The organism is Micromonospora sp. CA-248260 (genome assembly GCF_050942205.1).
GTDB lineage: Bacteria > Actinomycetota > Actinomycetes > Mycobacteriales > Micromonosporaceae > Micromonospora > Micromonospora antibiotica.
In genome coordinates, this window is sequence record NZ_CP192021.1 from 516,597 (window position 1) to 540,971 (window position 24,375).

The 24,375-nt window shown below is 72.8% G+C and carries 27 protein-coding genes; 14 read left to right on the plus strand and 13 right to left on the minus strand.

The window, feature by feature from the left end:
• The first annotated feature begins 131 nt into the window (after positions 1–131).
• From ACQP2H_RS02455 to ACQP2H_RS02465, 3 genes are all read left to right on the plus strand, one after another.
• Positions 132–650: a hypothetical protein gene (locus tag ACQP2H_RS02455; RefSeq protein ID WP_433230801.1), complete on the plus strand. Its 519-nt coding sequence runs from the start codon at positions 132–134 to the stop codon at positions 648–650.
• Positions 651–770: 120 nt separating this feature from the next.
• Entirely contained in the window at positions 771–1,289 is a 519-nt protein-coding gene (locus ACQP2H_RS02460; protein ID WP_219466008.1) for a SigE family RNA polymerase sigma factor, read from the plus strand.
• A complete protein-coding gene (locus ACQP2H_RS02465; RefSeq protein WP_219466010.1) occupies positions 1,289–1,783 on the plus strand; it encodes a hypothetical protein in 495 nt (164 codons plus the stop codon). The genes ACQP2H_RS02460 and ACQP2H_RS02465 overlap by 1 nt, the downstream gene beginning before the upstream one ends.
• A gap of 55 nt (positions 1,784–1,838) precedes the next feature.
• Here ACQP2H_RS02465 and ACQP2H_RS02470 read toward each other — a convergent pair whose 3' ends face one another.
• The gene (locus ACQP2H_RS02470; RefSeq protein WP_208565579.1) at positions 1,839–2,201 is read right to left on the minus strand and encodes a hypothetical protein; all 363 of its coding nucleotides are present in this window, start codon (positions 2,199–2,201) and stop codon (positions 1,839–1,841) included.
• A 56-nt stretch (positions 2,202–2,257) separates the two neighbouring features.
• A complete protein-coding gene (locus tag ACQP2H_RS02475) occupies positions 2,258–2,806 on the minus strand; it encodes an SRPBCC family protein (protein ID WP_357533107.1) in 549 nt (182 codons plus the stop codon).
• Between the two features lie 143 nt (positions 2,807–2,949).
• Here ACQP2H_RS02475 and ACQP2H_RS02480 point away from each other — a divergent pair, with 143 nt between their 5' ends.
• The 3 genes from ACQP2H_RS02480 (at position 2,950) to ACQP2H_RS02490 (ending at position 4,738) form a co-directional block, all read left to right on the plus strand.
• Positions 2,950–3,582 (plus strand): TetR/AcrR family transcriptional regulator, encoded by a 633-nt coding sequence (locus tag ACQP2H_RS02480; RefSeq protein ID WP_219466018.1) that lies wholly within the window; start codon positions 2,950–2,952, stop codon positions 3,580–3,582.
• Between the two features lie 288 nt (positions 3,583–3,870).
• Positions 3,871–4,023: a hypothetical protein gene (locus tag ACQP2H_RS02485; RefSeq protein ID WP_208565582.1), complete on the plus strand. Its 153-nt coding sequence runs from the start codon at positions 3,871–3,873 to the stop codon at positions 4,021–4,023.
• Positions 4,024–4,150: 127 nt separating this feature from the next.
• Positions 4,151–4,738 (plus strand): HAD family hydrolase, encoded by a 588-nt coding sequence (locus ACQP2H_RS02490; RefSeq protein WP_307798981.1) that lies wholly within the window; start codon positions 4,151–4,153, stop codon positions 4,736–4,738.
• Positions 4,739–4,787: 49 nt separating this feature from the next.
• Here the strand turns inward: ACQP2H_RS02490 and ACQP2H_RS02495 are convergent, their stop codons facing one another.
• The gene (locus ACQP2H_RS02495; RefSeq protein WP_219466020.1) at positions 4,788–5,408 is read right to left on the minus strand and encodes a pyridoxamine 5'-phosphate oxidase family protein; all 621 of its coding nucleotides are present in this window, start codon (positions 5,406–5,408) and stop codon (positions 4,788–4,790) included.
• A 137-nt stretch (positions 5,409–5,545) separates the two neighbouring features.
• On the opposite strand from ACQP2H_RS02495, the gene ACQP2H_RS02500 reads away from it, so the two are divergent.
• From ACQP2H_RS02500 to ACQP2H_RS02510, 3 genes are read left to right on the plus strand one after another with little or no spacing between them, the layout of a single operon-like run.
• Positions 5,546–6,052 carry a DUF2231 domain-containing protein gene (locus ACQP2H_RS02500; RefSeq protein ID WP_219466022.1) on the plus strand — a complete coding sequence of 169 codons (507 nt, stop codon included), beginning with the start codon at positions 5,546–5,548 and terminating at the stop codon, positions 6,050–6,052.
• Positions 6,049–6,618 (plus strand): Hsp20/alpha crystallin family protein, encoded by a 570-nt coding sequence (locus ACQP2H_RS02505; RefSeq protein ID WP_357533110.1) that lies wholly within the window; start codon positions 6,049–6,051, stop codon positions 6,616–6,618. Before ACQP2H_RS02500 ends, ACQP2H_RS02505 begins: the two co-directional genes overlap by 4 nt.
• Before the next feature lie 8 nt (positions 6,619–6,626).
• Complete coding sequence (locus ACQP2H_RS02510) at positions 6,627–7,757, plus strand: glycosyltransferase family 9 protein (protein ID WP_357533112.1); 1,131 nt, start codon at positions 6,627–6,629, stop codon at positions 7,755–7,757.
• 107 nt (positions 7,758–7,864) lie between these two features.
• Here ACQP2H_RS02510 and ACQP2H_RS02515 read toward each other — a convergent pair whose 3' ends face one another.
• Together ACQP2H_RS02515 and rfaE2 are read right to left on the minus strand one after the other, a co-directional pair.
• Positions 7,865–8,776 carry a glycosyltransferase family 2 protein gene (locus tag ACQP2H_RS02515; RefSeq protein ID WP_219466028.1) on the minus strand — a complete coding sequence of 304 codons (912 nt, stop codon included), beginning with the start codon at positions 8,774–8,776 and terminating at the stop codon, positions 7,865–7,867.
• Positions 8,773–10,743, minus strand: coding sequence for a D-glycero-beta-D-manno-heptose 1-phosphate adenylyltransferase (gene rfaE2 / locus ACQP2H_RS02520; protein WP_433230809.1), 1,971 nt, complete (start codon positions 10,741–10,743; stop codon positions 8,773–8,775). Before rfaE2 ends, ACQP2H_RS02515 begins: the two co-directional genes overlap by 4 nt.
• 122 nt (positions 10,744–10,865) lie before the next feature.
• Between rfaE2 and ACQP2H_RS02525 the strand changes: the two genes are divergently transcribed.
• Both ACQP2H_RS02525 and ACQP2H_RS02530 read left to right on the plus strand, forming a co-directional pair.
• A complete protein-coding gene (locus ACQP2H_RS02525; protein ID WP_208565588.1) occupies positions 10,866–11,408 on the plus strand; it encodes a type 1 glutamine amidotransferase domain-containing protein in 543 nt (180 codons plus the stop codon).
• 175 nt (positions 11,409–11,583) lie between these two features.
• Positions 11,584–13,260 (plus strand): MDR family MFS transporter, encoded by a 1,677-nt coding sequence (locus ACQP2H_RS02530; protein WP_219466034.1) that lies wholly within the window; start codon positions 11,584–11,586, stop codon positions 13,258–13,260.
• A 220-nt stretch (positions 13,261–13,480) separates the two neighbouring features.
• Here ACQP2H_RS02530 and ACQP2H_RS02535 read toward each other — a convergent pair whose 3' ends face one another.
• Positions 13,481–13,972 (minus strand): NUDIX domain-containing protein, encoded by a 492-nt coding sequence (locus ACQP2H_RS02535; protein ID WP_208565590.1) that lies wholly within the window; start codon positions 13,970–13,972, stop codon positions 13,481–13,483.
• An 84-nt stretch (positions 13,973–14,056) separates the two neighbouring features.
• On the opposite strand from ACQP2H_RS02535, the gene ACQP2H_RS02540 reads away from it, so the two are divergent.
• Entirely contained in the window at positions 14,057–15,706 is a 1,650-nt protein-coding gene (locus ACQP2H_RS02540) for a fatty acid--CoA ligase (RefSeq protein ID WP_433230814.1), read from the plus strand.
• Positions 15,707–15,884: 178 nt separating this feature from the next.
• Here ACQP2H_RS02540 and ACQP2H_RS02545 read toward each other — a convergent pair whose 3' ends face one another.
• The 4 genes from ACQP2H_RS02545 to ACQP2H_RS02560 form a co-directional block, all read right to left on the minus strand.
• Positions 15,885–16,898, minus strand: a complete 1,014-nt coding sequence (locus tag ACQP2H_RS02545; RefSeq protein ID WP_433230817.1) for an NADPH:quinone reductase — start codon at positions 16,896–16,898, stop codon at positions 15,885–15,887.
• 10 nt (positions 16,899–16,908) lie between these two features.
• Positions 16,909–18,045, minus strand: coding sequence for a glutathione-independent formaldehyde dehydrogenase (locus ACQP2H_RS02550; RefSeq protein ID WP_363820677.1), 1,137 nt, complete (start codon positions 18,043–18,045; stop codon positions 16,909–16,911).
• A 41-nt stretch (positions 18,046–18,086) separates the two neighbouring features.
• Complete coding sequence (locus ACQP2H_RS02555; protein ID WP_219466057.1) at positions 18,087–18,743, minus strand: HAD family hydrolase; 657 nt, start codon at positions 18,741–18,743, stop codon at positions 18,087–18,089.
• Between the two features lie 82 nt (positions 18,744–18,825).
• A complete protein-coding gene (locus ACQP2H_RS02560; protein ID WP_219466059.1) occupies positions 18,826–19,050 on the minus strand; it encodes a helix-turn-helix transcriptional regulator in 225 nt (74 codons plus the stop codon).
• A gap of 206 nt (positions 19,051–19,256) precedes the next feature.
• Between ACQP2H_RS02560 and ACQP2H_RS02565 the strand changes: the two genes are divergently transcribed.
• A complete protein-coding gene (locus ACQP2H_RS02565) occupies positions 19,257–19,430 on the plus strand; it encodes a hypothetical protein (protein WP_219466060.1) in 174 nt (57 codons plus the stop codon).
• Complete coding sequence (locus ACQP2H_RS02570) at positions 19,427–19,705, plus strand: hypothetical protein (RefSeq protein ID WP_219466063.1); 279 nt, start codon at positions 19,427–19,429, stop codon at positions 19,703–19,705. Before ACQP2H_RS02565 ends, ACQP2H_RS02570 begins: the two co-directional genes overlap by 4 nt.
• Before the next feature lie 2 nt (positions 19,706–19,707).
• On the opposite strand, the gene ACQP2H_RS02575 is transcribed toward ACQP2H_RS02570, so the two are convergent.
• From ACQP2H_RS02575 to ACQP2H_RS02585, 3 genes are read right to left on the minus strand one after another with little or no spacing between them, the layout of a single operon-like run.
• Positions 19,708–21,495: an ABC transporter ATP-binding protein gene (locus tag ACQP2H_RS02575; protein WP_219466066.1), complete on the minus strand. Its 1,788-nt coding sequence runs from the start codon at positions 21,493–21,495 to the stop codon at positions 19,708–19,710.
• A 4-nt stretch (positions 21,496–21,499) separates the two neighbouring features.
• Positions 21,500–23,389 carry an ABC transporter ATP-binding protein gene (locus ACQP2H_RS02580; protein WP_219466069.1) on the minus strand — a complete coding sequence of 630 codons (1,890 nt, stop codon included), beginning with the start codon at positions 23,387–23,389 and terminating at the stop codon, positions 21,500–21,502.
• A gap of 4 nt (positions 23,390–23,393) precedes the next feature.
• Positions 23,394–24,368, minus strand: coding sequence for a hypothetical protein (locus tag ACQP2H_RS02585; RefSeq protein ID WP_219466072.1), 975 nt, complete (start codon positions 24,366–24,368; stop codon positions 23,394–23,396).
• Positions 24,369–24,375 lie beyond the last annotated feature (7 nt).

Genomic DNA, 24,375 nt, shown 5'->3' on the forward strand with positions numbered 1-24,375 from the left:
AGGAATCAGGTCCCGGTTCGACGGCGTCCGCTCCGGCGAGTGGCACCCCGAGCCCGACGTCCACGGTGAACATCACGACGGCCGGGGATGTCAAGAGTGCCGACTGTCCCTCCGCGAGCACCTTGCAGAAGTTGGTCGAGCTGCCGGCGGGGATGACCTTCGGCAAGGTCGAGTGTGTGAAGGACTGGGCGGGGGCCGCGCCGCAGGGTCCGAAGGCCGGTGACGGCGTCTACCTGTTCCACTACACCGCTGGTACGGGCTGGAAGTACTACGGCGAGGGCAGCGGTTACGACTGCAAGGACCTGGGTCTGACCGTGCCGGCCCCGTTCTGCATCTCGGATTCGGCGCCCGCGACGAAGAAGCCGACCACGAAGCCGGCAACGACGAAGCCGGCGACCACGAGTCCCTCGTGTCCTTCGGTGAATATGCTGGAATCCCTGGTCGAGCTGCCGAAGGGGATGACCTTCGGCAAGGTCGAGTGTGTGAAGGACTGGGCGGGGGCCGCGCCGCAGGGTCCGAAGGCCGGTGACGGCGTCTACCTGTTCCACCACACGGCTGGTACGGGCTGGAAGTACTACGGCGAGGGCAGCGGTTACGACTGCAAGGACCTGGGTCTGACCGTGCCGGCCCCGTTCTGCATCTCCGACTGACCAGAGTGGTCGCGGTTGCGCGCTGTGGCGCACACTGGCTACGGTGTGCGCCACAGTCAGCCGGCAGCACCGCCGCCGCGCCCTGACAACCTGTGCGGCACCAGGGGGCACGAGCGGGGCATGGCGGAGTCGATCGACGACCAGTTCCGGGAGTTCGTGCAGACCCGCTCGCCGGCGTTGCTCCGGACGGCGTTCCTGCTGACCGGTGACCGTCACCTCGCCGAGGATCTGGTGCAGGACGCCCTGGCCCGTACGCATCGGGGCCGGCGGCGGCTGGGCGATCCGGGGCACTTCGAGGCGTACACCCGCACTGCGATGTACCACCAGCAGGTGAGCTGGTGGCGGCGACGCAGGGTGGCCGAGTCCCTGCCCGGGGAACTGGCCGACGTGGCGCAGCCCGGCAGCGACCACACCCACCGGACCGATCTCAAGCTGGCCCTGCACCAGGCTCTCGCCCAGCTCACCCAGCGGCAGCGCGCGGTGCTGGTGATCCGGTTCTTCGAGGACCGCAGCGAGGCCGAGGCCGCGCATCTGTTGCAGTGCTCGGTCGGCACGATCAAGAGTCAGACCAGTAAGGCACTGGCCCGGATGCGGCAGATCGCGCCCGAACTGCTCTCGGCCGTGTTGGAGGAGGCCTGATGACCGACAACCTCGGGCCGCTGCGTCAGGCCATGTCTGATCTGAGCGAGCACGGCGGCAGCGCCGACCTGTACGAGCGGACCCTGCGCCGGTCGCGGCAGACGCAGCGGCGGGCGACCATCGCCACCGGCGTCGCCGCCGCAACGGTGGTGTTCGCCATCGGCGGTACGGTCGCCTTCGTCGCCGGTCACCGGCCCGACGCGTCGACACCCGCAGCCGCCCCCAGTGGTGCCGGACCCGGTCAACCCGACTGTCCGTCGGTCGAAACCCTCGGCAGCCTGGTCGAACTGCCACCGGACTGGTCCTTCGCGTCCCCGCAGGTGCAGTGCGTGCAGACCTGGGCGACGGCCGACGTGAAGCGCCCGTCCGGCGGCGACATCCGCTACCTGTTCCACTACACGGCCGAGGTGGGCTGGCGGTACCAGGACCAGGGTGCCGGGTGGGACTGCAAGAAACTCGGCCTCACCCAGCCGGCGCCGTTCTGCACCTCCTGACCGCAGGCCCCCGGGGAACGCCCGGCCGGACCAGCGCGGGCGAACGGCTGCCCGGTCAGCGGGCACCGTGGCGTCTGCGCAGGGCGTGGTAGGCGACCGCGAGGGCGGTGCCGAGGACGACGATGACGACCTCGTGCCCGGGGTGGAGGTTCTTCGACAGGCTGGGGGCGCGGTCCGGGCCGATCGCCCAGAGCGCCAGACCCGCGCCGTAGGCCGCGCCGAGTGCGACGGCCCACCACCGTAGCGGGCGGAGGGCGTCGCGGCGCAGCACGGTGACCAGCGCGATCGCCACTGGGACGACGGCCACCATGGCGAACTGGACGGCGACGAGGACGGCGACCGCCCAGGCGCTGATGACGAGGGGTCGTGAGCGGGGCAGGGCACCCGGGTTCGCGAGCGCAGGCGGGGCATGGGACATGGTGGTTCCTTCCGGTGCGAGGGGTCGGGTGACGGGACGGCGTCCGGTGGGCGGGCTCAGGGGCGGGTCCGCCCGGCTTCCGCCTTCTCGGCGGCGGTCCTGAGGTCGGCCAGCCACGCCTGCAGCCCGTACCCGAGGTAGGTGGTGGAGGTTGCCACGTCGGCCTCGACCTGGGCGCCGGTCCAGGTCTCCTCGGTGCGGACCAGTACGCCGCCGGGGACCTCGGTGAAGGTCCAGACGTGGACGCCGTTGTCGATGTGGAGTCCGTCGCCGGTCCCCGGGCCGGCCCAGCGAATGCACCGGTAGGGCGTCAGCTGCGTGACGGTCGAGGTGATGGTCAGCGTCGTCGCCGGGGTCATCGGGGTTTCCGGGACCGGCGTGGTCCAGCGGAACGCCGACCCCGCGCGCAGGTCGCCGTCGTCGAGGCGGGCGACGGTGGTGACCGGGGCCTGCCAGGAGGGCCAGTTCTCGACGTCGGTCTGGAGGTGCCAGACGGTGTGCAGCGACGCGTCGATCAGCATCTCGGCGCGGTACCGGATGCGGGCCGTCGGGTCGACGCCCTGCCCGTCGCAGGCGATCACCGGCTGGTTCGTGGTCGATGCCATCTGACCCCACCTCTCTCACTTTGCGACGCCATGTCGCTTGAGTTAGACCGTATAACTTCAGGGAACTTCGGTCAATAGCGGAAGTGATAGCCTGTAACTGTCGTGATGGTAGGTGTGCGAACGGGGGGTCCATGGGTGCCGACGTGACCGGTCCGCGCGAGCGGTACCGCGCCCAGGTGCGGGCGGAGATCAAACAACGGGCCTGGGAGCAGCTCGCCACGACCGGGGTGTCGGCGCTGTCCCTCAAGGCGATCGCCGAGCAACTGGGGATGAGTGGCCCGGCCCTCTACCGGTACTTCGCCAGTCGGGACGAGCTGATCACCGCCCTGATCCGCGACGCGTACCGCAGCCTCGCCGACGCGCTCCGGACCGCCGCCGACGCCGGTGCCGACGTCGCCGGACTGGCGAACACCGTGCGGGCCTGGGCCCTGGACGATCCGCAGCGCTACCTGCTGATCTGGGGTACGCCCGTGCCCGGCTACCACGCCCCCGACGACACCACCGCCATCTCGGCCGAGATCATGGCGACGGTCGTCGACGCCTACCGCAGACGCGACGTCCAGCCCTCCGGGCGGCGGATCGAGGCCCATCTCGACGACCATCGCGGCTGGGCCGGGGACCCGACCGTGCCGGCTGCCGCGTTGCGGCAGGCGCTGGCCTTCTGGACCCGGGTGCACGGCGTCCTGTCCCTCGAACTCGCCGGCCACTTCGCCGACATGGGATTCGACCCCGCGCTGCTGTTCGACGACGAGATCGACGACCTCCTCGGCCGCTGACCGCCGCCTCGACCGCCGACGCCGCCCGCCTGCCCGACCGCTGAGCCGGCCGCCTGCCCCGACCGCCGACGCCGACCGCCCCTGCCGGCAGCCGACGCCCGCCGGCTGACCGTCCGCACCCGCCGCCGACCGCCCCTGCCGGCCGCCGACGCGGACGCCCACGGGGGCGTCCGCGTCGGTGCAGGGCTGCGCTCCGGCCACCCGCGTCGGCACGGGTCGGTGCCCATGGCCCGGCACGACTAATGTGAGCAGTCGGCCACCGTACGCTTGCGAGGATGGGACCCCTCGATGAGATGTGCCTTCTGTGGCCGGTGGTGGCCGCTGCCCTGGGCGTGCGGCCGGTGCCGGCGTGACCGTCGCCGGATGCGCCGCGACTACCTGCGCCGCGCCGCCCCGCAGGACGCGCTGCGCGACCTGACCCGCACCGACCCGGACCACTGACCGGACCGCAGCCCGACCCACCACGCAGCCCGGTCGTCGCGTGTCGGCGGGAGACGGCCGGTGGGAGAGGGTCGGGGGAGACGGCCGGTGGGAGAGGGGCAGGTCCCGGCGTGGCTATCCTGGGCCCGTGCTGCCCCTGCCGCCCGGCGACTTCCGGGCCTACCTGTTCGACTGCGACGGCACCATCGTCGACTCCATGCCGGTGCACCACCTGGCCTGGCGGGCCGCGCTCGACGAGTGGGGCTGCGACCTGCCCGAGGACCTCTTCTACGCCTGGGGCGGCCGGCCGGTGGCCGACATCGTCGTCGACCTCAACGCGCGGCACGGGCTGGCCATGCCGGTCGACGTGGTGGCGCGTCGCCGGGAGGACGCCTATCAGACCTTCCTGCCGCAGCTCACCGCCGTGCCCGGGGTGCTGGCGCACATCGAGCGGGCACACCGGCGGGTGCCGTTCGCGGTGGTCTCCGGCAGCACCCGGGAATCGGTGACCGCCTCGCTGTCCGCGCTCGACCTGCTCGACCGGTTCGACGTGCTGGTCTGCGCGGAGGACTACGCGCGGGCCAAGCCGGACCCGGAGTGCTATCTGCTGGCGGCCCGGCTGCTCGACGTACCGCCGGAGCAGTGTCTGGTGTTCGAGGACACCGACCTGGGGGTCGCGGCGGCGACGGCGGCGGGCATGGCCTCGGTCCGCGTCCCGCCGCCCTGGCAACGCTGAACCCGGTCGGGCCGCCGGCCCCGACCACCGCCGGCCCGGGACCCGCCGGTCAACCCCGGTAGAGCTTCTCCGCGTACGCCGGGCCGTAGTAGCGCTCCAGGTCGGCCAGGCTCTCGGCCGGCGTCTCGACCTCCTTGACCAGCCGGGCGCGGGACGGCAGCGTGTCCGGCTGCCAGGTCTCCGGCTGCCACAGCTCGGAGCGGAGGAACGCCTTCGCGCAGTGGTAGAAGATCTGCTCGACGGCCACTTCGACGGCGAGCACCGGCCGGTGCCCCTGGACCAGCATGTCGTCGAAGTAGGGCGCGTCGCGCACCAGCTTCGCCCGGCCGTTGATCCGCAGGGTGTCCGTCCGGCCCGGGATCAGGAAGATCAGCCCGACGTGCGGGTTGTCGAGGATGTTGCGGTAGCCGTCGGCCCGCCGGTTGCCCGGCCGCTCCGGGACGGCGATCGTCCGGTCGTCGAGCACCAGCGCGAAGCCGGGCGGGTCGCCCTTGGGGGAGACGTCGCAGCTGCCGTCCGCGCCGGCCGTGGCGACCAGGCAGAACGGCGAGGCGGCCAACCACTGCCGGTCCCGTTCGTGCAGCACGGTGCGTTCCTTGGCCGCCGCCCGGGGCATCGGTGCCCCCAGTAGCGCGCGTAGCTCCTCGTGTGAGGTGATCTCCACCGTCACGTCCGCCTCCCCCGTCCGTTGATCTCGGTGGCGGGCGGTGGCACACCGGCCGCCGTACGCAGCCTATGCGGGCATGGCGAGCCGGTTTGTCCCCGACCGGCCACCCTGCCCCCGGACGAAGCAGTGGAGGGCCCGCGATGGAGAGCCGACTGAAGGTGCTCGGGCACCCGGTGCATCCGATGCTGGTGATGTTCCCGGTCGCGTTGCTGGTCACCGGCACCCTCTTCGACGTCGTGGACACGGTCGGCGGCCCCGACTTCCTCGCCGAGGTGGCGTACTGGAACATCACCGTCGGCCTGGTCGGTGGTCTGCTGGCCGCGGTGGCCGGCGCGTTCGACCTGCTGGCCATCCCGGCCGGCACCCGGGCGAAGCGGGTGGCGCTCACCCACGCGGCGGCGAACGTCGCGGTGATCCTGCTCTTCGCCGCCGTCTGGGCGGTCCGGTTGAACGCCGGCTCCCGGGCGGCCGGTGGCGCGTTGATCGCCATCGAGGTGGTCGGCCTGGCCATCCTCGGCGTCAGCGCCTGGCTCGGCGGGGAACTGGTCGACCGGTTGGGGGTGGGCGTCGACTCCGACGCCGGCCTGGACGCCCCCAGCTCGCTGCGGCCCGTCCCGGCCAGCCGACCGGTGGGAGAGGTGCGATGACGGAGCAGCCGGGCCGGGGCAGCCGCCAGCAGGGCGGGGAGCAGCCGGGCCGGGGCAGCCGCCAGCAGGGCGGGGACCTGACGGGCGAACTCCAGGCGTTGCGCGCCGAGCTGAGCCGGCTGGCCGGCGGCCGGGGTGTGTCGCCCGACGTCGAGCTGACCGAGGTCGCCGACGGCTGGCAGGTGACCGTGCGGCTGCCCGGGGTGGCCCCGGAGGAGGTCGCCGTCGAGCTGGACGACCGGGAACTCTGCGTCCGGGCCCGGTCGGAGGCCGAGGTCAACGCCGACCAGGGCATCCCCGGTGGGGTCGAGACCCGCAGCTTCGAACACCGGGTGGACCTGCCGTCGCGGGTCGACCCCGACGCCATCGACGCGGTGATGGACCACGGCCTGCTCCGGGTCCACCTGCCCCGGGCGGCGCGGCCCACGCCGCGCACCATCACCGTCGGCCGCGCCGGCTACCCGCCCGGCCCCACCCGCACCGGTACGCCCACCGGCGTGGACCCGGCGGCGGACCGGGAACTGCACCACCCGGACACCGCCGTCGACCCGCCCGACCGGCCGTAGGGGCCCCGGTGGACAGCCCGGCACTGGGTGGCCCGTTGGGCGAGCGGGTGCCCGACGTGGCCCGGATCGCCGTGCTGCGCGCCAACGCGCTCGGCGACCTCATCTTCCTGCTGCCCGCCCTGGAGTCGCTGCGGGCGGCGTACCCGACGGCGGAGATCGTGCTGTTCGGTGCGCCGTGGCACGCGACGCTGTGGCGCGACCGGCCCGGCCCGGTCGACCGGGTGCTGGTCGTCCCACCGGCTCCCGGCATCCGCGAGCCCGGCCCCGACGAGCCGCCCGGGTCGCTCGACGACTTCCTGGCCGACGCGGCCCGGGAGGGCTACGACCTGGCGTTGCAGGTGCACGGTGGCGGAGCCAACTCGAATCCGATCATGAGCCGGTTGGGGGCCCGGGTCACCGCCGGGTTGCGCGCCGAGGACGCCCCACCGCTGGACCGCTGGCTGCGCTACGTCTACTACCAGCCCGAGGTGACCCGCTACCTGGAGGTGGTGGCCCTGGTCGGGGCGGGTGCGGTCACCGTCGTACCGACGCTTTCGGTGACCGACGCGGACCGGGCGCAGGCGCGGGCGGTGCTTGGCGAGCCGGACCGGCCCCGGGTGGCGCTGCACCCCGGGGCGAGCGACACCCGGCGGCGCTGGCCCGCGCGGCGGTTCGCCGAGGTGGCCCGGACCCTGCACGACGACGGGTACGAGGTGCTGGTCACCGGCACCCCCGCCGAGCGGGCGGTGGTGGACGAGGTGGTCGCGGCGGCCGGGGTGCCGGTCCGTCCCCAGGTCGGCACGCTCAGCCTCGGCGGGCTGGCCGCCGCTTACGCGGGCTGCGCGTTGGTGGTCTCCAACGACACCGGCCCGCTGCACCTGGCCGGCGCGGTGGGCACCCCGACGGTGGGTGTCTACTGGGTCGGCAACATGATCAACGGGGCGACCCCGCTGCGCGGCCGGCACCGCCCGATCGCCGCCTGGACGACGCGCTGCCCGGTCTGCGGGGTCGACTGCACCCCGGGCATCTATCCGCACCGGCCCGGCGACGGCAACTGCCCGCACCGGGACTCGTTCGTCGCCGACGTGCCGGTGGTCGAGGTGCTCGAAGCCGCCGCCGACCTGCTCCACCCCGAACCGGGCGCGGTGACCGCCCCCTGACCGCCACGCCCCTGACCGCCCACGCCCCAGACCGCCCTCACCGCGACCGGCGACCGGGGTCGAGTTGGCCGGTGCGACCCGGGCTGGTTGTGCGGTGTGGGGCCGGATCAGGCCGGTTGGGTGGTGTCGGCGCGGGCCGGACGCGTGGTGGTCTGCCGTGTGGTGTCGGCGGCGACCACCTCCCACGCCTCGACGGCACGTTCGGTGACCGTGGTCGGTGACTCCAGGTGGTAGGCGCCGCTGGGCAGCACACCCGCGCCGCCGTACCGGGCCAGCACCGCGAGCTGGGCGGCGACGTCCTCGCCCTGGTGGTTCGCCGGAACCCGCCGCCAGAACTCGAAGCCGCCCGAGTCGACAAGCGCCGCCCGGTCGTAGAGCACGCAACCGCCGATCCAGGAGATCTTGTACGCCCGCCACGCCCCCGGCGGCAGGCCCACCTTCTGCTGGACGTGCAGCAGGTTCGCGGCCGGGTGGATGGCGGCCCGCTGCCACTGCGGGGTGTCGGGGCGGACCAGTTCCGGCACCACCGGCCCGTCCCACTCCTCGTAGTGCCCGTGCGTCTCGGGGCGGACGTCGTCGGCGTACGACAGGCCGTGCACCGCGTTGCCGACGAACCCGCAGCCCAGTTTCCCGATCGCGGTGACCAGCCGGCCGAGGGTGCCCGGTTCGAGCCAGACGTCGTCGTCGAGGCAGAGCACGTACCGGGCCACCGACCGGTCCAGCAGGTACGCCCGGTGTTCGGCCAGCCCGCGCCGGGGCAGTCGGCGGGTCAGCAGCACCGGGTGCCCCCGGTGGCGCAACGCCCGGACCATGGTGGCCGCCGCCGGGTGCGCGTACGCCGGGTCGTCGTCGGACTGGTCGCTGACCACCACCCCGAAGTCGGGGATCTCGACCTGGGCGGCCAGCCCGGCCAGGGTGACCGCCAGTTCGGCCGGGCGGTTGCGGGTGGGGATCAGCACGTCGAGCCGACGGGGTCGGCGGAACTCCCCGGGCGTGCCGAGGTCGAGCGGTCGGTTCACGGGGTCCTGCCCAGGCTCTGCGCGGTCGGGGTCGGGGTCGGGTGGGTCGTCGTCGGCTCCGGGCCGGGTGCCGCCGACGGGTCGACGGCGGGTCGTACCGCCCCGGCACGACCGTCGGCGGCGGCCCGGTCGGCGGTGTGGGCGGCCCGGCCGGCGGTGGTCCGGGTGGCCTGGCCGGCGGTGGTCCGGGTGGCCTGGCCGGCGGCGCCCTCGGCGGCCTGGGCGCGGATCCGGTCGATGATCGCCGAGGTGGACCGGTCCGGCACGTAGCCGAGGGTGCGTACCTGACCGCCGAGCCGGCGGACCAGCGACGCCTCCGGGACCATCTCCGGCGGGTAGTCGCCGCCCTTGACGTACACGTCGGGGCGGACCGCCTCGATCAGGCCGACCGGCGAGTCCTCCTCGAAGACCACCACGTGGTCCACGCAGGACAACGCGGCGAGCAGGGTGATCCGGTCCTCGACCGGGTTGACCGGCCGGTCGGCACCCTTGAGCCGGCGGACGCTGGAGTCGGAGTTGACCGCGACCACCAGCAGATCCCCCAGGGCCCGCGCCTGCTCCAGGTAACGCACGTGACCGGGGTGCAGCACGTCGAAGCAGCCGTTGGTGAAGACCACCGACCGGCCGGCCCGCCGGTGGTCGGCGACGATCGCGTCCAGCTCGCCGGTGCCGACCAGCGTCGGGTGGGCGGTGCCGTCGGGTGCGCCACCGAGCGCGTCGAGCAGGTCCTCCCACCGGCACACACAGGTGCCGGTGTCGGAGACGGTGATGGTGGCGGCGAGCTGGGCCAACTGGGCGGCGGTCGGCAGCGACGCCTCGGCGGCCAGCGCGAGGGTCATCGCCGCCAGGTAGGCGTCCCCCGCGCCGACGGCGTGACTGGCCGGGACGGGCGTGCTGTGGCTGCGCCGGTGTGCGCCGTCCGCGCCGCCGACGATGGCGCCCTCGGTGTCCAGGGTCACCGCGACGACGTCCGCGCCGGTGTGCGCGCGCAGCTCGGCCAGCCGCGCCTGCGCCAGTTCGGCCCGGTCGACGCCCTCCCCGACGGTGGCGTTGACGGTCACCCCGGCCCCGGTCACGCTCAACCCGTCGCCGGTCATCGCGACCCGCCCCTCACCGGGGGTCGGTTCGCCGGTCGGGCCGGCGGGTGCCCGGCCGACCCCACCCGGGGCGGTGCCCACGACCAGCTCCGACGGCCCGTCCGTCGGATCGCTCGGCGGGTGGTCCAGGTGCAGGCCGGTGCCGCCGGTACGGGTCGGGGTGGGCGGTGCGCCGAAGCCGGCGGCGGCGCGGGCCAGCAGCCGGGTCGCCTCGGCGAAGCTGGGGGTGACCACCGTCGGGTTCAGCCCCCGCCAGTCGGCCAGGTCGTGGGCGTCCAGGGCGACGGTGGCGTACCGGTGCCGGTGGGCGAACAGCCAGGCGCGCACCGGGGCGGGCAGCGCGCCGAGACCGTAGTCGCAGACCACCAGGGTGGGCGCGGCCCCGCCGGCCACCGCCCGCAGCTCCTCGGTGGCGCAGCTCAGGGCGGTGAGCAGCCGGGCGACACCGTCGTCGTCGAGCGGTTCGTCGGGCTCGCCGGAGTCCTCCCGGAGCAGGATCTGGTTGCCGGCCAGCATCCGGCGTTTCACCGGCGTCGGCCGGTGCGGTTCGCCGACCGTACGGTCCCAGACGCCGGCCCGGTCCAGGCAATCGTGCAGTTCGTCGCCGGCCACGTCCGCCCCGACCGGGGCGACCAGCAGCGCCCTTCCGCCGAGGGTGGCGACGTTGACCGCGGTGTTCGCGGCCCCACCTGCGGCGGTGATCCGTCGACGCAGGGTGAGGATCGGCGCGGGCGCCTCCCGGCACAGCCGCTCCGACTCGGCGAAGCGCCACTCGTCGAGCATGGCGTCGCCGACGACGAGGACGGCCCGGTCCCGCCAGCTCTCCACCACGGTGGCGAGCCGGCGCTGTTCCGCTGCTGCTCCTGCCATGCCCACCGGGGTCCCCCGCGCCGACCAGGCCAAACCCTCCGCCATGCCCGGCGACCAGGGTCACGTTTCGGGCCCTACACCCCGGGAACCGACCAGAGGTATCCGGAGAGGGGAAAACCGACATGGCAGCCACGACATTGCAGGGCAAGCGGATCGCGTTCCTCGCCACCGACGGCGTGGAGGAGGTCGAGTACGTCCAGCCGCGTGAGGCGGTCGAGAAGGCGGGCGCGACCGCCGAGCTGGTATCGCTCAAGCCCGGCACCATCCAGGCCTTCAACCATCTGGACCAGGGCAAGACGTACGACGTGGCGGTGACGGCGGCCGACGCGGACGCCGACGGCTACGACGCGCTGGTGCTGCCCGGCGGGGTGGCCAACCCGGACTTCCTGCGTACGGACCCGGACGCGGTCCGGTTCGTGCAGGCGTTCTTCGCGGCCGGCAAGCCGGTCGGGGTGATCTGCCACGGCCCGTGGACCCTGGTCGAGGCGGGCGTGGTGGCCGGTCGTCGGATCACCAGCTGGCCGAGCCTGCGTACCGACCTGACCAACGCCGGTGCGACCTGGGTGGACGAGCAGGTGGTGACCGACGGCAACCTGGTCAGCAGCCGCAATCCCGACGACCTCCCGGCGTTCTGCGCCGCGCTCGTCGACCGGTTCGCCGCCTGAGGCGTACCCCCGAGGGGCAGGTGGGTCCCCGGTGGCCCGCGTGCCCGCCTGAGGCGTACCCCCGACGGGCAGGCGGGTCCCTGGTGGCCCGCGTGCCCGTCGGTGCCGGGCGGGTCCGCGGGCAGGTTTCCTGCGGTGGTAGGCATGTTCGCGGGGGAGCGGGAAAGAAGGCGGGATGACCGCCCAGACCCACGGCAGCCCGGTGCTCCAGGCCCGCCAGCTGCGCATGTTGATGTTCGGCCTGATGACCGGCATGTTGTTGGCCGCGCTGGACCAGACCATCGTCGGTACGGCGTTGCCCACCATCGTCGGCGAGCTGGGCGGGATCGACCACTACTCGTGGGTGGTCACCGCCTACCTGCTCGCCTCGACCGCCTCCACCCCGCTCTACGGCAAGATGGCCGACCTGTACGGCCGCCGACCCGTCTTCCTGTTCTCGATCGGCACGTTCCTGCTCGGCTCGCTGCTGGCCGGCCTGTCGCAGGACATGACCCAGCTGATCGTCACCCGGGGCGTGCAGGGCATCGGCGCGGGTGGCCTGATGACGTTGGCGTTCACCATCATCTCGGACGTGGTGTCGCCCCGGGAACGTGGCCGCTACCAGGGGTTGTTCGGCGCGGTCTTCGGCGTCTCCTCGGTGGCCGGGCCGCTGGTCGGCGGCTACTTCGCGGAGACCAACTGGCGGTGGATCTTCTATCTGAACGTGCCGTTGGCGCTGTTGGCGATCGTGGTCTGCTACCACGTGCTGCGGTTGATCCCGTTCGAGCGGCGGGAGCACACCGTCGACTGGTTGGGCGCGGCGCTGCTGGTCGCCGGGGTGAGCGCGTTGCTGCTGGCGCTGAGCTGGGGCGGCAACTCGTACGCCTGGGGCTCGCCGACGATCATCGGGCTGTTCGTGGCGGGTGCGGTGCTCGGGGTTGCGTTCGTGCTCCAGGAGGCCCGGGTCACCGAACCGATCCTGCCGCTGGGGCTGTTCCGCTCCGCGACGTTCGCGCTGGCCAACTCGGCGGGCTTCGTGCTCGGTCTGGTGATGTTCGGGTCGATCATCTTCATCCCGCTCTACCTGCAGATCGTCAAGGGCGCCTCGCCCACCCGCAGCGGCCTGCTGATGCTGCCGATGATGGCCGGCATCATCGTCACCTCGATCGTCACCGGCCGGGCGATGAGCCGGATCGGCCGGTACAAGTGGTTCCCGGTGGCCGGTTCGGTGGTGCTGGTCGTCGGGATGCTGCTGTTCACCCGGCTCCAGGTGGACAGCTCGCTCTGGGCGGCGTTCGGCTACATGGTGGTGATCGGCGTCGGGCTGGGCCTGTGCATGCAGTCGCTGATCCTCGGCGTACAAAACGCCGTGGACGTGCGGAACCTCGGCGCGGCGACCTCCTCGGCGACGTTCTTCCGGTCGCTGGGCGGTTCGTTCGGGGTGGCCATCCTGGGCGCGGTGCTCTCCACCCGGCTCGCCAGCGGGCTCGCCGACCGGCTGCCCGGCGCGATCGCCCAGCTCCCGGCCGACCAGCAGGCGGCGGTGGCGGCCAGCGGCGGCACCAGCATCTCGATCAACGATCCGGCGACCATCCTGGCCCTGCCCGGCCCGGTCCGGGCGGCCATCCAGGCGTCCTTCGTCGAGTCGCTGCACCTGGTGTTCCTGACCACCGGCCTGATCGCCCTGGTGGCCGTGCTGGTCACCCTGGCCCTGCCCAACGACCAGCTCCGGGGTGCCGGCCCGCAGGGCGCGACCGGCGGCGTCGACCCCCTCGGCGGCAAGGCCCCCGCCCCCGGCGGCAAACCCCTGACCAAGGAGTCCAAGGCGGAAGCCGCCGCCGACCTCAACGCCAAATCCCAAACCATGCTCTAACCCCACCCCACCCCACCCCACCCCACCCCACCCACCCCCGGCCCCACCCCCGCCCCGGTGATCAAGAAGTTTGCGTCAGAAATCGCGCGGAGGTTGACGTAAACCTCTTGATCACCGGGGCGGGAATGGGGGTGAAGTGGGCTAAGCGGGCGCAGGTGGAGAGGCTGCTCTCGGCGGGGGCGGGGGCGGGGGCGGGAAGGGCGAGGGCGAGGGCGGGGGGCTACTTGAGGATGAGGCGGTTGGTTTGGTCGAAGACGGTGAGGTCGGCGAGGGTTTCCGGGACCGAGAGGGAGAGCGGGGCGGGGAACTCGTGCGGGTGCAGGAAGGCGGCGTCGGTGGTCTCGTCGGTGACGCGGGTGAGTTCGCCGTCCCAGTCGTCGACCCGGAACGCGGTGGTGAAGATCTGGTAGGTGTGGCCGTACATGTTGGTGTGGGTGCGGTCGGGGCCGGTGTAGAGGGCGAAGGCGCTGACCCGCAGGGCGCGCAGGCCGGTCTCCTCGCGGACTTCGCGGACCGCGCAGTCGGCGATCGACTCGCCGAGTTCCATCGCGCCCGCCGGCAGCGCCCACTGGCCGTTGTCCGAGCGGCGGATCAGCAGCACCCGGCCGGCGTTGTCGCGTACCACGGCCCGCGCGCCGACGAACATCAGCGTCCGATCGCCGGCCAGGGCGCGTAGCTGTCCCACGTACGAGTCGGCCCAGGAGATACTCACCCGGACAATCTACGCACCATCCGGGGAGGGGTTCGGCGTTCCGGGGGTTCCCAAGGTGTGACCGGCGACACTAGCTTGTCACCCATGCGTAGCACGATGATGGACGCCCCGCTCCAGGTCGCCCGGATCCTCGAACACGGTGCGACGGTGCACGGCACGGCCGAGGTGGTCACCTGGACGGGTGCCGAGCCGCGCCGGATGTCGTACGCCGAGGTGGGTCGCGCGGCGGCCCGGCTGGCCCACGCGCTGCGCGACGAGTGCGGGGTGACCGGTGACGAACGGGTCGCCACCTTCATGTGGAACAACAACGAGCACCTGGTGGCGTACTTCGCGGTGCCGAGCATGGGGGCGGTGCTGCACACGCTCAACCTGCGGCTCTTTCCCGACCAGGTCGCCTACATCGCCAACCACGCGCAGGACCGGGTGGTGCTTGTCGACTCGACGTTGATCCCGCTGCTGGCCCGGGTGCTCGGCGAGCTGACCACCGTGCGGCACGTGGTGGTGGTGGGCGGTGCGGACCCCGGGCCGCTGCGGGCGGTCGCCGGTGACCGGGTCACCTTCCACCAGTGGGACGAGCTGCTGGCCGGCCGTCCCGAGCACTACGACTGGCCGGAGCTGGACGAGCGGGACGCCGCCGCGCTCTGCTACACCTCCGGCACCACCGGCAACCCCAAGGGGGTCGCCTACTCGCACCGGTCGATCTATCTGCACTCGTTGCAGGTGTGCCTGCCGGAGGGGTTCGGGCTCGGGCCGGGCGACCGGGAGTTGGCCATCGTGCCGATGTTCCATGCGATGTCGTGGGGCTTGCCGTACGCGGCGTTCCTCTCCGGCGCGTCACTGATCATGCCGGACCGGTTCCTCCAGGCCGCGCCGATCGCCGAGATGATCGCCACCGAGCGGCCCACCCTGGCCGGCGCGGTGCCGACCATCTGGAACGACCTGCTGGCCCACCTGGACGCCCACGACGTGGACACCTCGTCGCTCAAGGAGGTGATCGTCGGCGGCTCGGCCTGCCCGCCCGCGCTGATGCACGCGTTCGCCGAGCGGCACGGCATCGAGGTGATCCACGCCTGGGGGATGACCGAGATGTCCCCGCTGGGTTCGGTGTCCCGGGCCCCGGCCGGGGCGACCGGGGACGACGCCTGGCGGTACCGCCACACGCAGGGCCGGATTCCGGCCGGGGTGGCGGCCCGGATCGTCGACCCGCTGGGTGAGCCGCTGCCCGCCGACGGGACGTCCGTGGGTGAGCTGGAGGTACGCGGGCCGTGGGTGACCGCGCGGTACGTCGGCGAGGACGCCCCCGACCCGGAGAAGTTCCACGACGGCTGGCTGCGTACCGGCGACGTCGGCATGCTCTCGCCGGACGGGTTCCTCACCCTCACCGACCGGGCCAAGGACGTGATCAAGTCGGGTGGGGAGTGGATCTCCTCGGTGGAGTTGGAGAATGCCCTGATGGCCCACCCGGACGTGCAGGAGGCCTGTGTGGTCGGGGTGCCGGACCAGCGGTGGGGTGAGCGTCCACTGGCCACGGTGGTGGTGCGTGCGGGCGCGTCGACCAGTGTGGAGCAGCTCCGTGCGTTCCTCGCCGGCTCGGTGGCACACTGGCAGGTGCCGGAGCGCTGGGCGGTCATCGACGCGGTGCCCAAGACCAGCGTCGGCAAGTTCGACAAGAAGGTGGTGCGTGCGCGGTACGCCGACGGCGACCTGGAGGTACGGGAGCTGGCGGGGCCGTAACACTTTTCGGCGACTCGTCGCCGATGGGGTAGGGACGTCACTCCTGAAACATCCCTCCCCAGGGGCGGCCCCGGCGTTCGCACCGCGCCGGGGCCGCCCTTCCTCGCGGGCGACCCGCTATGTCATTCTTGCGAAACTTCCTCGCGTCTGTCCGGGCTATTGCGAACTGTCCTCGGAACTACTGCCCGGCGGTGTCGATCAGCACCTTCCCCACCACCGCGTCCTCCACCGCCTGGTGCGCGTCGGCGGCCTGCGCCAACGGAAAACGGTGCAGCGGCAGGCCGGCCGCCTCACCCACCCGCACGGCCCCCTGGGCGACGGCCGCCGCCACGTCGGTGACCGCGTGCGCCTTGGCCGCCTTCGGGGCCGTGTAGACCAGCACGAACTGCCAGCGGGCGTTGGGCGCCATCAGCGGCCGGATCGGCAGGGTCAGCTCACCCCCACCGTCGTCGGCGTAGACGCAGACCACCCCGCCGGTACGCAGCAGCTGCACGTCGACGGCGGCGTTGCGGGCGGCCGAGACCTCGACGATCGTGTGCACCCCGTCGGGGGCGATCTTGCGGACCTCCTCGACCACGTCCTGCTCCCGGTAGTTGACCACGAAGGAGGCTCCGGCCGCCGCCGCCAACTGCGCCTTCTCCGGGCTGCTCACCGTCGCGACGACGCAGGCGTCGGCCCAGCGGGCCAACTGGATCGCCGCGTTGCCGACCGCACCCGCCCCACCCTGCACCAGCACCACGTGGTCGCTGAGCGCCCCGGCGTGCAGGGTGTCCGGCACGTACTCCCCGACGGTCAGGCAGCGGTGCGCGGTGAGGAACGGGATGCCCAGGCAGGCACCCAGGTCGAACGAGGCGTCCCCGAGCGGCACCACCTGCCGGACCGGCACCACCGTGTATTCGGCGGCGGTGCCCCAGGGCCGCTGCCAGGCGGCTTCCCAGAGCCACACCCGTTCACCGGTGAGGGCCCGGTCGACCCCCGCGCCGACCGCCTCCACCACCCCCGCGCCGTCCTGCCCCGGGGTCTGCCAGCCGACCGGCAACGGCTGCTGCCGCCGGCTCTTCCAGTCGGTCGGGTTCACCCCGGCCACCGCCACCCGGACCAGCACCTCTCCCGGGCCCGGTTCGGGCACCGGCCGGTCGACCAGTTGGAGCACCGACGGGTCGCCGGTGCGCTCGTACACGATCGTCTGCATCGCCGTCTCCTCAGGCCGCCGGTTTGAGCACCACCTTCGAGTAGCCCTCCTCGCGACGGTCGAAACGTTGGTACGCGTCCGGTGCCGCGTCCAGCGGCAACTCCTTGCTCACCACGAAGCTCGGTGTGGCCCGCCCCGCCATGATCAGGTTCCGCAGGTACTCGTTGTAGGTCTTGACGTTGGCCTGCCCGGTGCCCATCCGCAGGCCCTTCTCGAAGAGCTTGCCCATCTTGAACAGCAGCTCACCCTTGCCGGAGTGCTCGTCCGGCGCACCCGGGTCGTGCGCCAGGTAGAGGCCGACCACGCCGATCGCGCCGGTCGCCCGGACCACCTCGACCAGGCTGTTCAGCACCGACGCCGGCTGCTCCGCACCACCCGCCCCGGTGGCCTGGTAGCCGACCGCGTCCACCCCGTGGTCGGTGCCCACCCCGTCGGTCCGGTCGAGGATCTGCGCCACCGGGTCCCCGGCCGAGAAGTCGATCGGGGTCGCGCCGATCGACTCGGCCAGCCGCAGCCGGTCCGGCACCCGGTCCACCAGGAACACCTCGGCGGCACCCATCAGGACCGCCGAGTACGCGGCCATCAACCCGACCGGCCCGCCACCCATCACGGTGATCCGCTCGCCGGGCCGCAGCCCGGTCATCGCCACCCCGTGGTAACCGGTGGGGAAGATGTCGGCGAGCATCGCGTAGTCGTTCTCGTGCTCGGTGCCGGGCGGCAGCTTCAGGCAGTTGAAGTCGGCGAACGGCACCCGCAGGTACTCCGCCTGACCACCCCGGTACGGCCCCATCGCCACATAGCCGTACGCGCCACCGGCGAAGCCGGGGTTGACGGTGAGGCAGAAGCCGGTCTTCTGTTCCCGGCAGTTGCGGCAGAACCCGCACCCCACGTTGAACGGCATCGACACCCGGTCGCCGACCTTGATCCCGCGTACCCCGGTGCCGGCCTCGACCACCGTGCCCATGTTCTCGTGGCCGAAGACGATGCCCGGTTCGGCGAGCGTGCGCCCCTCGTACATGTGCAGGTCCGAACCGCAGATCGCGGTCGTGGTGATCTGCACGACCACGTCGTCGGGGTGCTCGATGCGCGGGTCCTCGACCTCGTTGACGGCCACCTCGTGCGGCCCCTGGTAAACCACAGCTCTCATGGTTCCGACGCTAAGCGGACCGGCCGGGTCGCGGGGGCGGTTCAGCCGAGCTGGTCAACCACCTCGGGAGTGAGATCGTGCACCGAGGTGAGCACCACGGCGGCCAGCTCCGCCGCGTCCGGGTCCAGCGGGTACGACCCGTGCGGCACCGCGATCACCCGCATCCCGGCGGCGGCGGCCGAGCGGACCCCGTTGGAGGAGTCCTCCACGGCGGCGCACCGGGCCGGGTCGACCCCGAGCCGTTCGGCGACGGCGAGATAGACGTCGGGTGCGGGCTTGCCCCGGGCGGTCCGCTCGGTCGACAGGGTCACCCGGAACTCGGCGGTGAGGTCTGCGGCGGTCAGCGCCGCGACGATCAGCCGGGTCGGCGAGGAACTGGCCAACCCCAGCGGCCACCGCGCGGCCAGCCGGCGTACCACCAGGTCGGCGTCGTCGATCAGCGGTACGCGCACCGCGTACCGCCGGGCCATCTCCTCGACCACCTCGGCGGCGACCTGCTCGGCGCTGCGGTCGACGCCCAGCTCACCGCTGAGGTACTCGGCCCACTCGCCGGTGCTCATCCCCATCAGCCGCCGTTGGGTGTCGGGCTGCCAGGTGCCGCCCCGCGCCGCCACGTACGCCCGGCGCACCTCCTCCCAGACCGGCTCCGAGTCCACGATCACGCCGTCCAGGTCGAACACCACCGCATCCACCGTCACCCCGCCATCCTCCCCGACCCCGCCGGAGCCCGGTCGCCCGGTGCCGGCAGCGCCCGCCGGCCTCGGGGTGGTCCCGATGGAGTCAGCCCTGCTCGTCCTCGTCCGCTGGCGGCTTGGGGCGGCGGTATTCCCTGATGTACGCCTCGACTTCTGACCGCAGCCACACAGAGCCGCCTTGCAGCGTCTGGAACGGGCGCGGGAACTTCGGGTGAGCGGTGATCTGGCGCAGCCGGGAGCGTCCTACGCCGAGCATGGTCAACATCTCCGCCGGGCCGACGAGCGGCCCAGGCACCTCTGGCTCACCCATGCCAAACAAGGTAGGCATCGCCATGCCTACCCCATTTGGCAGCGCATAATTACGCCCGACCAAAGTATGTCCCACCAAATTATGCCTACCAGGATTGACAGGTGCGTAACTCGGGGTGTGGAATCGGTGACGCGGTGCCCCCGCCCTGGTGGAGCTGGGCTCGGTGGGGCGGGGTGCCGCAATGACCCGAGCCCTGGGAGGCGACCGTGACGCGTGAGGTGCCGTTGTTGGTGGAGCTGGCCTGGGACTGCCTGGAGTGCCACCGCTACGAACATTGCGACAAGTGCTCCGACAGTGGCTTCTGCGCGGTGCTGGAGGCCGCCCGCACCCGGATCAGGGCGTGGCGCAGGTACCGCGGAGTGTTTGGTTGGCGTCGATGAGGGCGCCCCTGCCGGCGGCGGGAGACCTGATCCAGGTGACCCGTGCGGCCAGCGTGCAGTTCGTCAAGCCCATCCGGTGCCGGGTGATCCGGATGCTGGACTGGATCACCTACGACGGCTGGTGCTGGCTCGACGTCTACCAACTGGACGACAAGGGCGACGCGGTGGCCCGACGGTCGATCTTTGTGCAGCCGGCGGGGCTGGTCGTCCACCGCCGGACCGCCCCCGTGCCGGTCGGGCAGCAGCGGCGGCCCAGCTCGAAGGTGCGGCCATGAACTCAGCGGTAGGCGGTGGCCTGGGTGGCGTAGAGGGTGGCGTACACCCCGTCGAGGCGGATCAGCTCGTCGTGGGTGCCCATCTCGCGTACCCCGCCGTCGCCGATCACGATGATCAGGTCGGCGCTGCGGACGGTGGAGAGCCGGTGCGACACGAACACCGTCACCCCGCCGCTGTCGGCGGCGACCCGGGCCGCGCCGTCGGTGAACCGCGCGAACAGCCGGTGCTCGGCCTCGGCGTCCAGCGCCGACGCCGGCTCGTCCAGCACCATCAGCAGCGGGGCGTCGCGCATCATCGCCCGGCCCAGTGCGAGCTGCTGCCACTGCCCGCCGGAGGCGTCCACCCCGCCGTCGGCGTGACTACGACCCAGGCGGGTGTCCAACCCGTAGGGCAGCCGGTCGACGACGCCGCTGTGCGCGCGGGCCAGGCCGGTGCGAACCGCGTCGTCGTCGGTGGCCCGGGGCAGGTCGCCGATGCCCACGGCCAGCCGGGCGGTCAGCTCCGGGCGGGCGTAGTCCTGGAACGCGGCCGTGGTCCGCTCCCGCCAGGCGGCGAGGTCGATGTGGCGCAGGTCGACGCCGTCGATCAGGATCGCGCCCCGGTCGGGCTCGTAGAACCGGTTGAGCAGCTTGACCAGCGTGGTCTTGCCCGCGCCGTTCTCGCCGACGATCGCCACCGTGCTGCCGGCGGGCAGCAGCAGGTCCACGTCGCGCAGCACCGGCCCGTCCGCGCCGGGATAGCCGAAGGTGACCCCGCGCAGGCGGATGCCCTCCAGTAGCCGCTCGGGCGGGCGCAGCGGGGTGACCGGCGCACCGGGCGGCGGGACCGGCTGCGGCACCAGCTCCCGCACCTCGTCGAGCCGGCGCAGCGACCGGCCGCTGCGCACCAGCTGCTGCGTGATCGTCACCGCACCGGCCACCTGCTGGTTGAGCTGCGAGGCGAGCAGGATGGCCAGCACCACGTCGCCGACGTCCGCGTGGCCCCGGATCGCGTCGCCGACGACCAGGACCAGCGCGGCGACGTAGCCGAGGCCGAACACGGCCTGCCCGGCCGCACGCCACCACCCGGCGGTCAGCTCGCCCCGCCAGATCCGGGCGGTGGCCCGCTGCCAGTGCTCGGCGTAACGCTGTTGCAGGTGCTCGACCAGGCCCAACAGCCGCAGCTCCTTGGCCGAGGCCGCGTCGGTGGTCAGCTCGAACAGGTGCCGGGCCTGCCGGGTGTCGACGATGCTCTCCTCGCGGGCCCGGTCGGCGGCGGCCTGGGCCCACCGGCCCGCCAGCACCGGCAGGGCGGCCAGCAGCGGCAACGCCACCAGCGCCGGGTGGACCAGGGTGAGCAGCACGGTGGTCAGCAACAGGCTGACCGCCAGCGAACCGCCGGTCAGCAGCGCCTGCAACCCCTCGCCGATGCGCTGCAACTCGTCCTGGGCCAGGGCCATCCGGTCGGCGCTGTCGGGCCGCTCGTGGTGGTCGAGGTACGGCGTGCCGTTGCTGATCTCGACGAGCTGCTCGTCGGTGCTGAGCACGTTGAGTTCGGACACCTCGAAGTACGCGATGTGCGCGAAGTGGGCGCAGGTCAGCGCCGCGATCGCGGCCACCGCGACGGCCAGGCCCGACCAGGCGGCCGTCCCGGCGTGACCCGCCGCCGCCGCGTTGGTGAGGTGTTTCAGCGCCACCGCCGCCGCCGGAACCGCGACCGCGTTGCCCGCCATCAGCGCCAACGCCACGGTCATCTTGCGGCGGTCCTGCCGCCACGACAACCGCATCAACCCGCTGATCGACCTCATCATCGGCTCACCTCACCACCTCGGTCTGCGGGCCGCTGCCGGCGTCGTCGTCGGCGAAACGTTCCGCCTGGAGGGTGAACATGGCGGCGTACCGGCCACCCGCCGCCATCAGCTCGTCGTGGCTGCCCTGCTCGACGACCTTCCCCTGGTCGAGCAGGACGATCCGGTCGGCCAACCGGACGCTGGACAGCCGGTGCGAGATGAGGATCGTCGTCCGGCCCCGGGTCAGCTCGGCGAACCGGGCGAAGAACTCGGCTTCGGCGCGGACGTCCAACGCCGCCGTGGGCTCGTCGAGCACGAGCACGGTGCTGCCGTGGTAGAGCGCGAACAGGGCACGTGCGATGGCGATCCGCTGCCACTGCCCACCGGACAGGTCCAGACCACCCTCGTAGGCCCGGGACAACACCGTGTCCAGGCCGTTCGGCAACGCGTCGAGGGTGTCGAGCAGCCCTGCCGCCTGTGCCGCGCGGCGTACCCCGGCCCGGTCGTCGAGGTGCTCGACGGCACCGAAGCCGATGTTGGCGGCGGCGGAGAGCTCGTAGCGCACGAAGTCCTGGAACACCACGGCGATCCGGCGTTGCCAGTCCCGCGCCGGCAGGTCGGCGATGTCGGCGCCGTCGGCGCGTACCGTGCCGGCGTCGGGCGAGTACAGCCGGGCCAGGAGCTTCACCAGGGTGGTCTTGCCCGCCCCGTTCGCCCCCACCAGGGCGGTGCACTGCCCGGCGGGGATGTGCAGGTCCAGGTCGTCGAGCACCGGCCGGGCCGCACCGGGGTAGCCGAAACGTACCCCGGTGAAGTCGATCGCCGGGGCGGTGGTGGCGGGCGGCCCGGCCCGGCCGGTGTCGGGTGGCTCGGCATAGCGGGCCATGGCCCGCTCGAACGCCGTGACGGCGGTCTCGGCGTTCATGCCGTACTGGGTCTGGGTGTCGGAGTCGGGATAGAACTCCCCCAGCCGGATCAGCGCCATCACCGCCTGCAACACCAGCGCCAACCCGGCCAGGTCGACCGCCCCGTCGGCGGCGCGTACCCCGGCCAGCGCCAGCACGGCGGCCACGCCGACCAACCCGACGGCCGTGTAGAGCAGGTAGGGCCGCAGGTAGATGCGCCGCCGCTCGGCCCACACCGGGGCCAGGACCCGACGGTAGACCTGCCGGTAGCGCTCCGTCAGCCAGCCGGTCAGGCCGAAGACACGCAGCTCCTTCGCGGCGGCCGGACCCATCGCCAGCCCGCGCAGGTAACGGCTCTCCCGGCGCAGCGCCGCCACGTCGCGGATGACCCGGGCGTAGCGGCGCAACCCACCCCGCTGGCCGTGCCGGAACAACAGCACCACCACCAGCATCGCCAGCGCCGCCCACGGGCCCAGCACCACCGCGACCACCACCGTGAACCCGACGACCTGGGTGTACGGCCCGATCAGCGCGATCAGCCCGGCGTACGCCGCGCCGGGGGTGCGGAACGCGAACCGCAGCTCGTGCCCGGCCTCACCCAACTCGTCCAGGACCGCCGGGTCCTCCAGCGGGGTGATCTCCCGGGTCGACAGCGACGCGGCGATGAGCCGCCGGTACATGTGCCCGTCGACCCGTCGACCGAGCTGCTCGGCGACGGCCTTCTGCGCCGCCTCGGCCAGTTGCAGCGCGATCAACGCCGCCCCGGCCGCGGCCAGCGGCCACCACACCTCGGCCTGCGCGGTGGTGCCGGCCAGCACCGGGCCGATCCGCCCCACGGTGACGCTGACGGCGATCGCGAACACGACCGGCAGCACCCCCCGGGACACGCTGAGCGCGAGCGCGACGGCACTCCAGCCGGGCCCGGCGGCGGGGAACTGCCGGGCGATGCGCAGCCGGGCGGCGGCGGCCTCGCGCCACTGCTGACCGGTGCCGGTGGTGGAGGTGGTCATCGGGTCAGCCGAAGACCTTGTCCCGCAGCACCACGGGCAGCTCCAGCTCCTGGGCGCAGCCACGCACCGAGAGCTGGTAGGAGTCGACCACCTCGGGGCTGTCCGCCACGGCCAGCTCCGCCTCGGTGAGGGCCGTGACCTGACGCTCCCGGAAGCGGTACTCGTCGGCGTTGCCGTGCAGGCCGGGCACGACGTACGGCTCCGGCTCGACCGGATTGTGGATCTTGGACTGGTCGGAGTTGAGGTCACCGGCGGCACCCCAACCGGTGAGCATCTCCGGCCGGTACAGGTGACCGATGTCGAGGCGGGTGAACAACCGCGACACCGTCTCCTGCGGGAACCGGCTGCACTCGTACGGGAAGTGCGTCACCGCCAGCCCCTCCGCCGCCGCGTACCGGCGCATCCGCGCGTAGTTGAGGGTGCTGAGCACGAAGTTCTGCACCACCCGCTCCCGGCCGATCTTGCCGGCCCACTTGGCCATCCACGAGTCGAGCGACGCCCGGGGCTGACGGTCCAGCACCAGCAGGCGCAGCCGGTCGACCGGCCACCCCGCCTCGATCAGGCAACGCGCCGGGTTGAACAACGCCTCGAACGGCACGTACGGCCCGGCCATCTCCTTGGCGAACAGCACCGGCTCACCGTCGGGCAGTTTCCACGGCGAACCCTCACCACCGGTGAGCGCGAACCGGCCGATGGTCTTGACCGGCTGGTAGTAGGCCGCCGCCTGGGCCATGCCGAACAGGTTCGTCACCGCGGTCGAACCCACCCGGCAGCGCCCCCAGCCGAGCACCAGCAGCGGGAAGTCGGCCGGGCTGCGGCCGGCGAACCCGTGCGTGAGGGTACGCACGATCTGGGCGGTTACCTCGTCGATGGTGGTGGTGACGACCTGGTAGCGACCGTCGGGCGGCAGCGGGGTGCCGGTGAGCGCGTCGTCGTCGGCGGCGGCCAACCGGTGCAGCAGCGGGTACGGGTCGGTCATCGAGGCT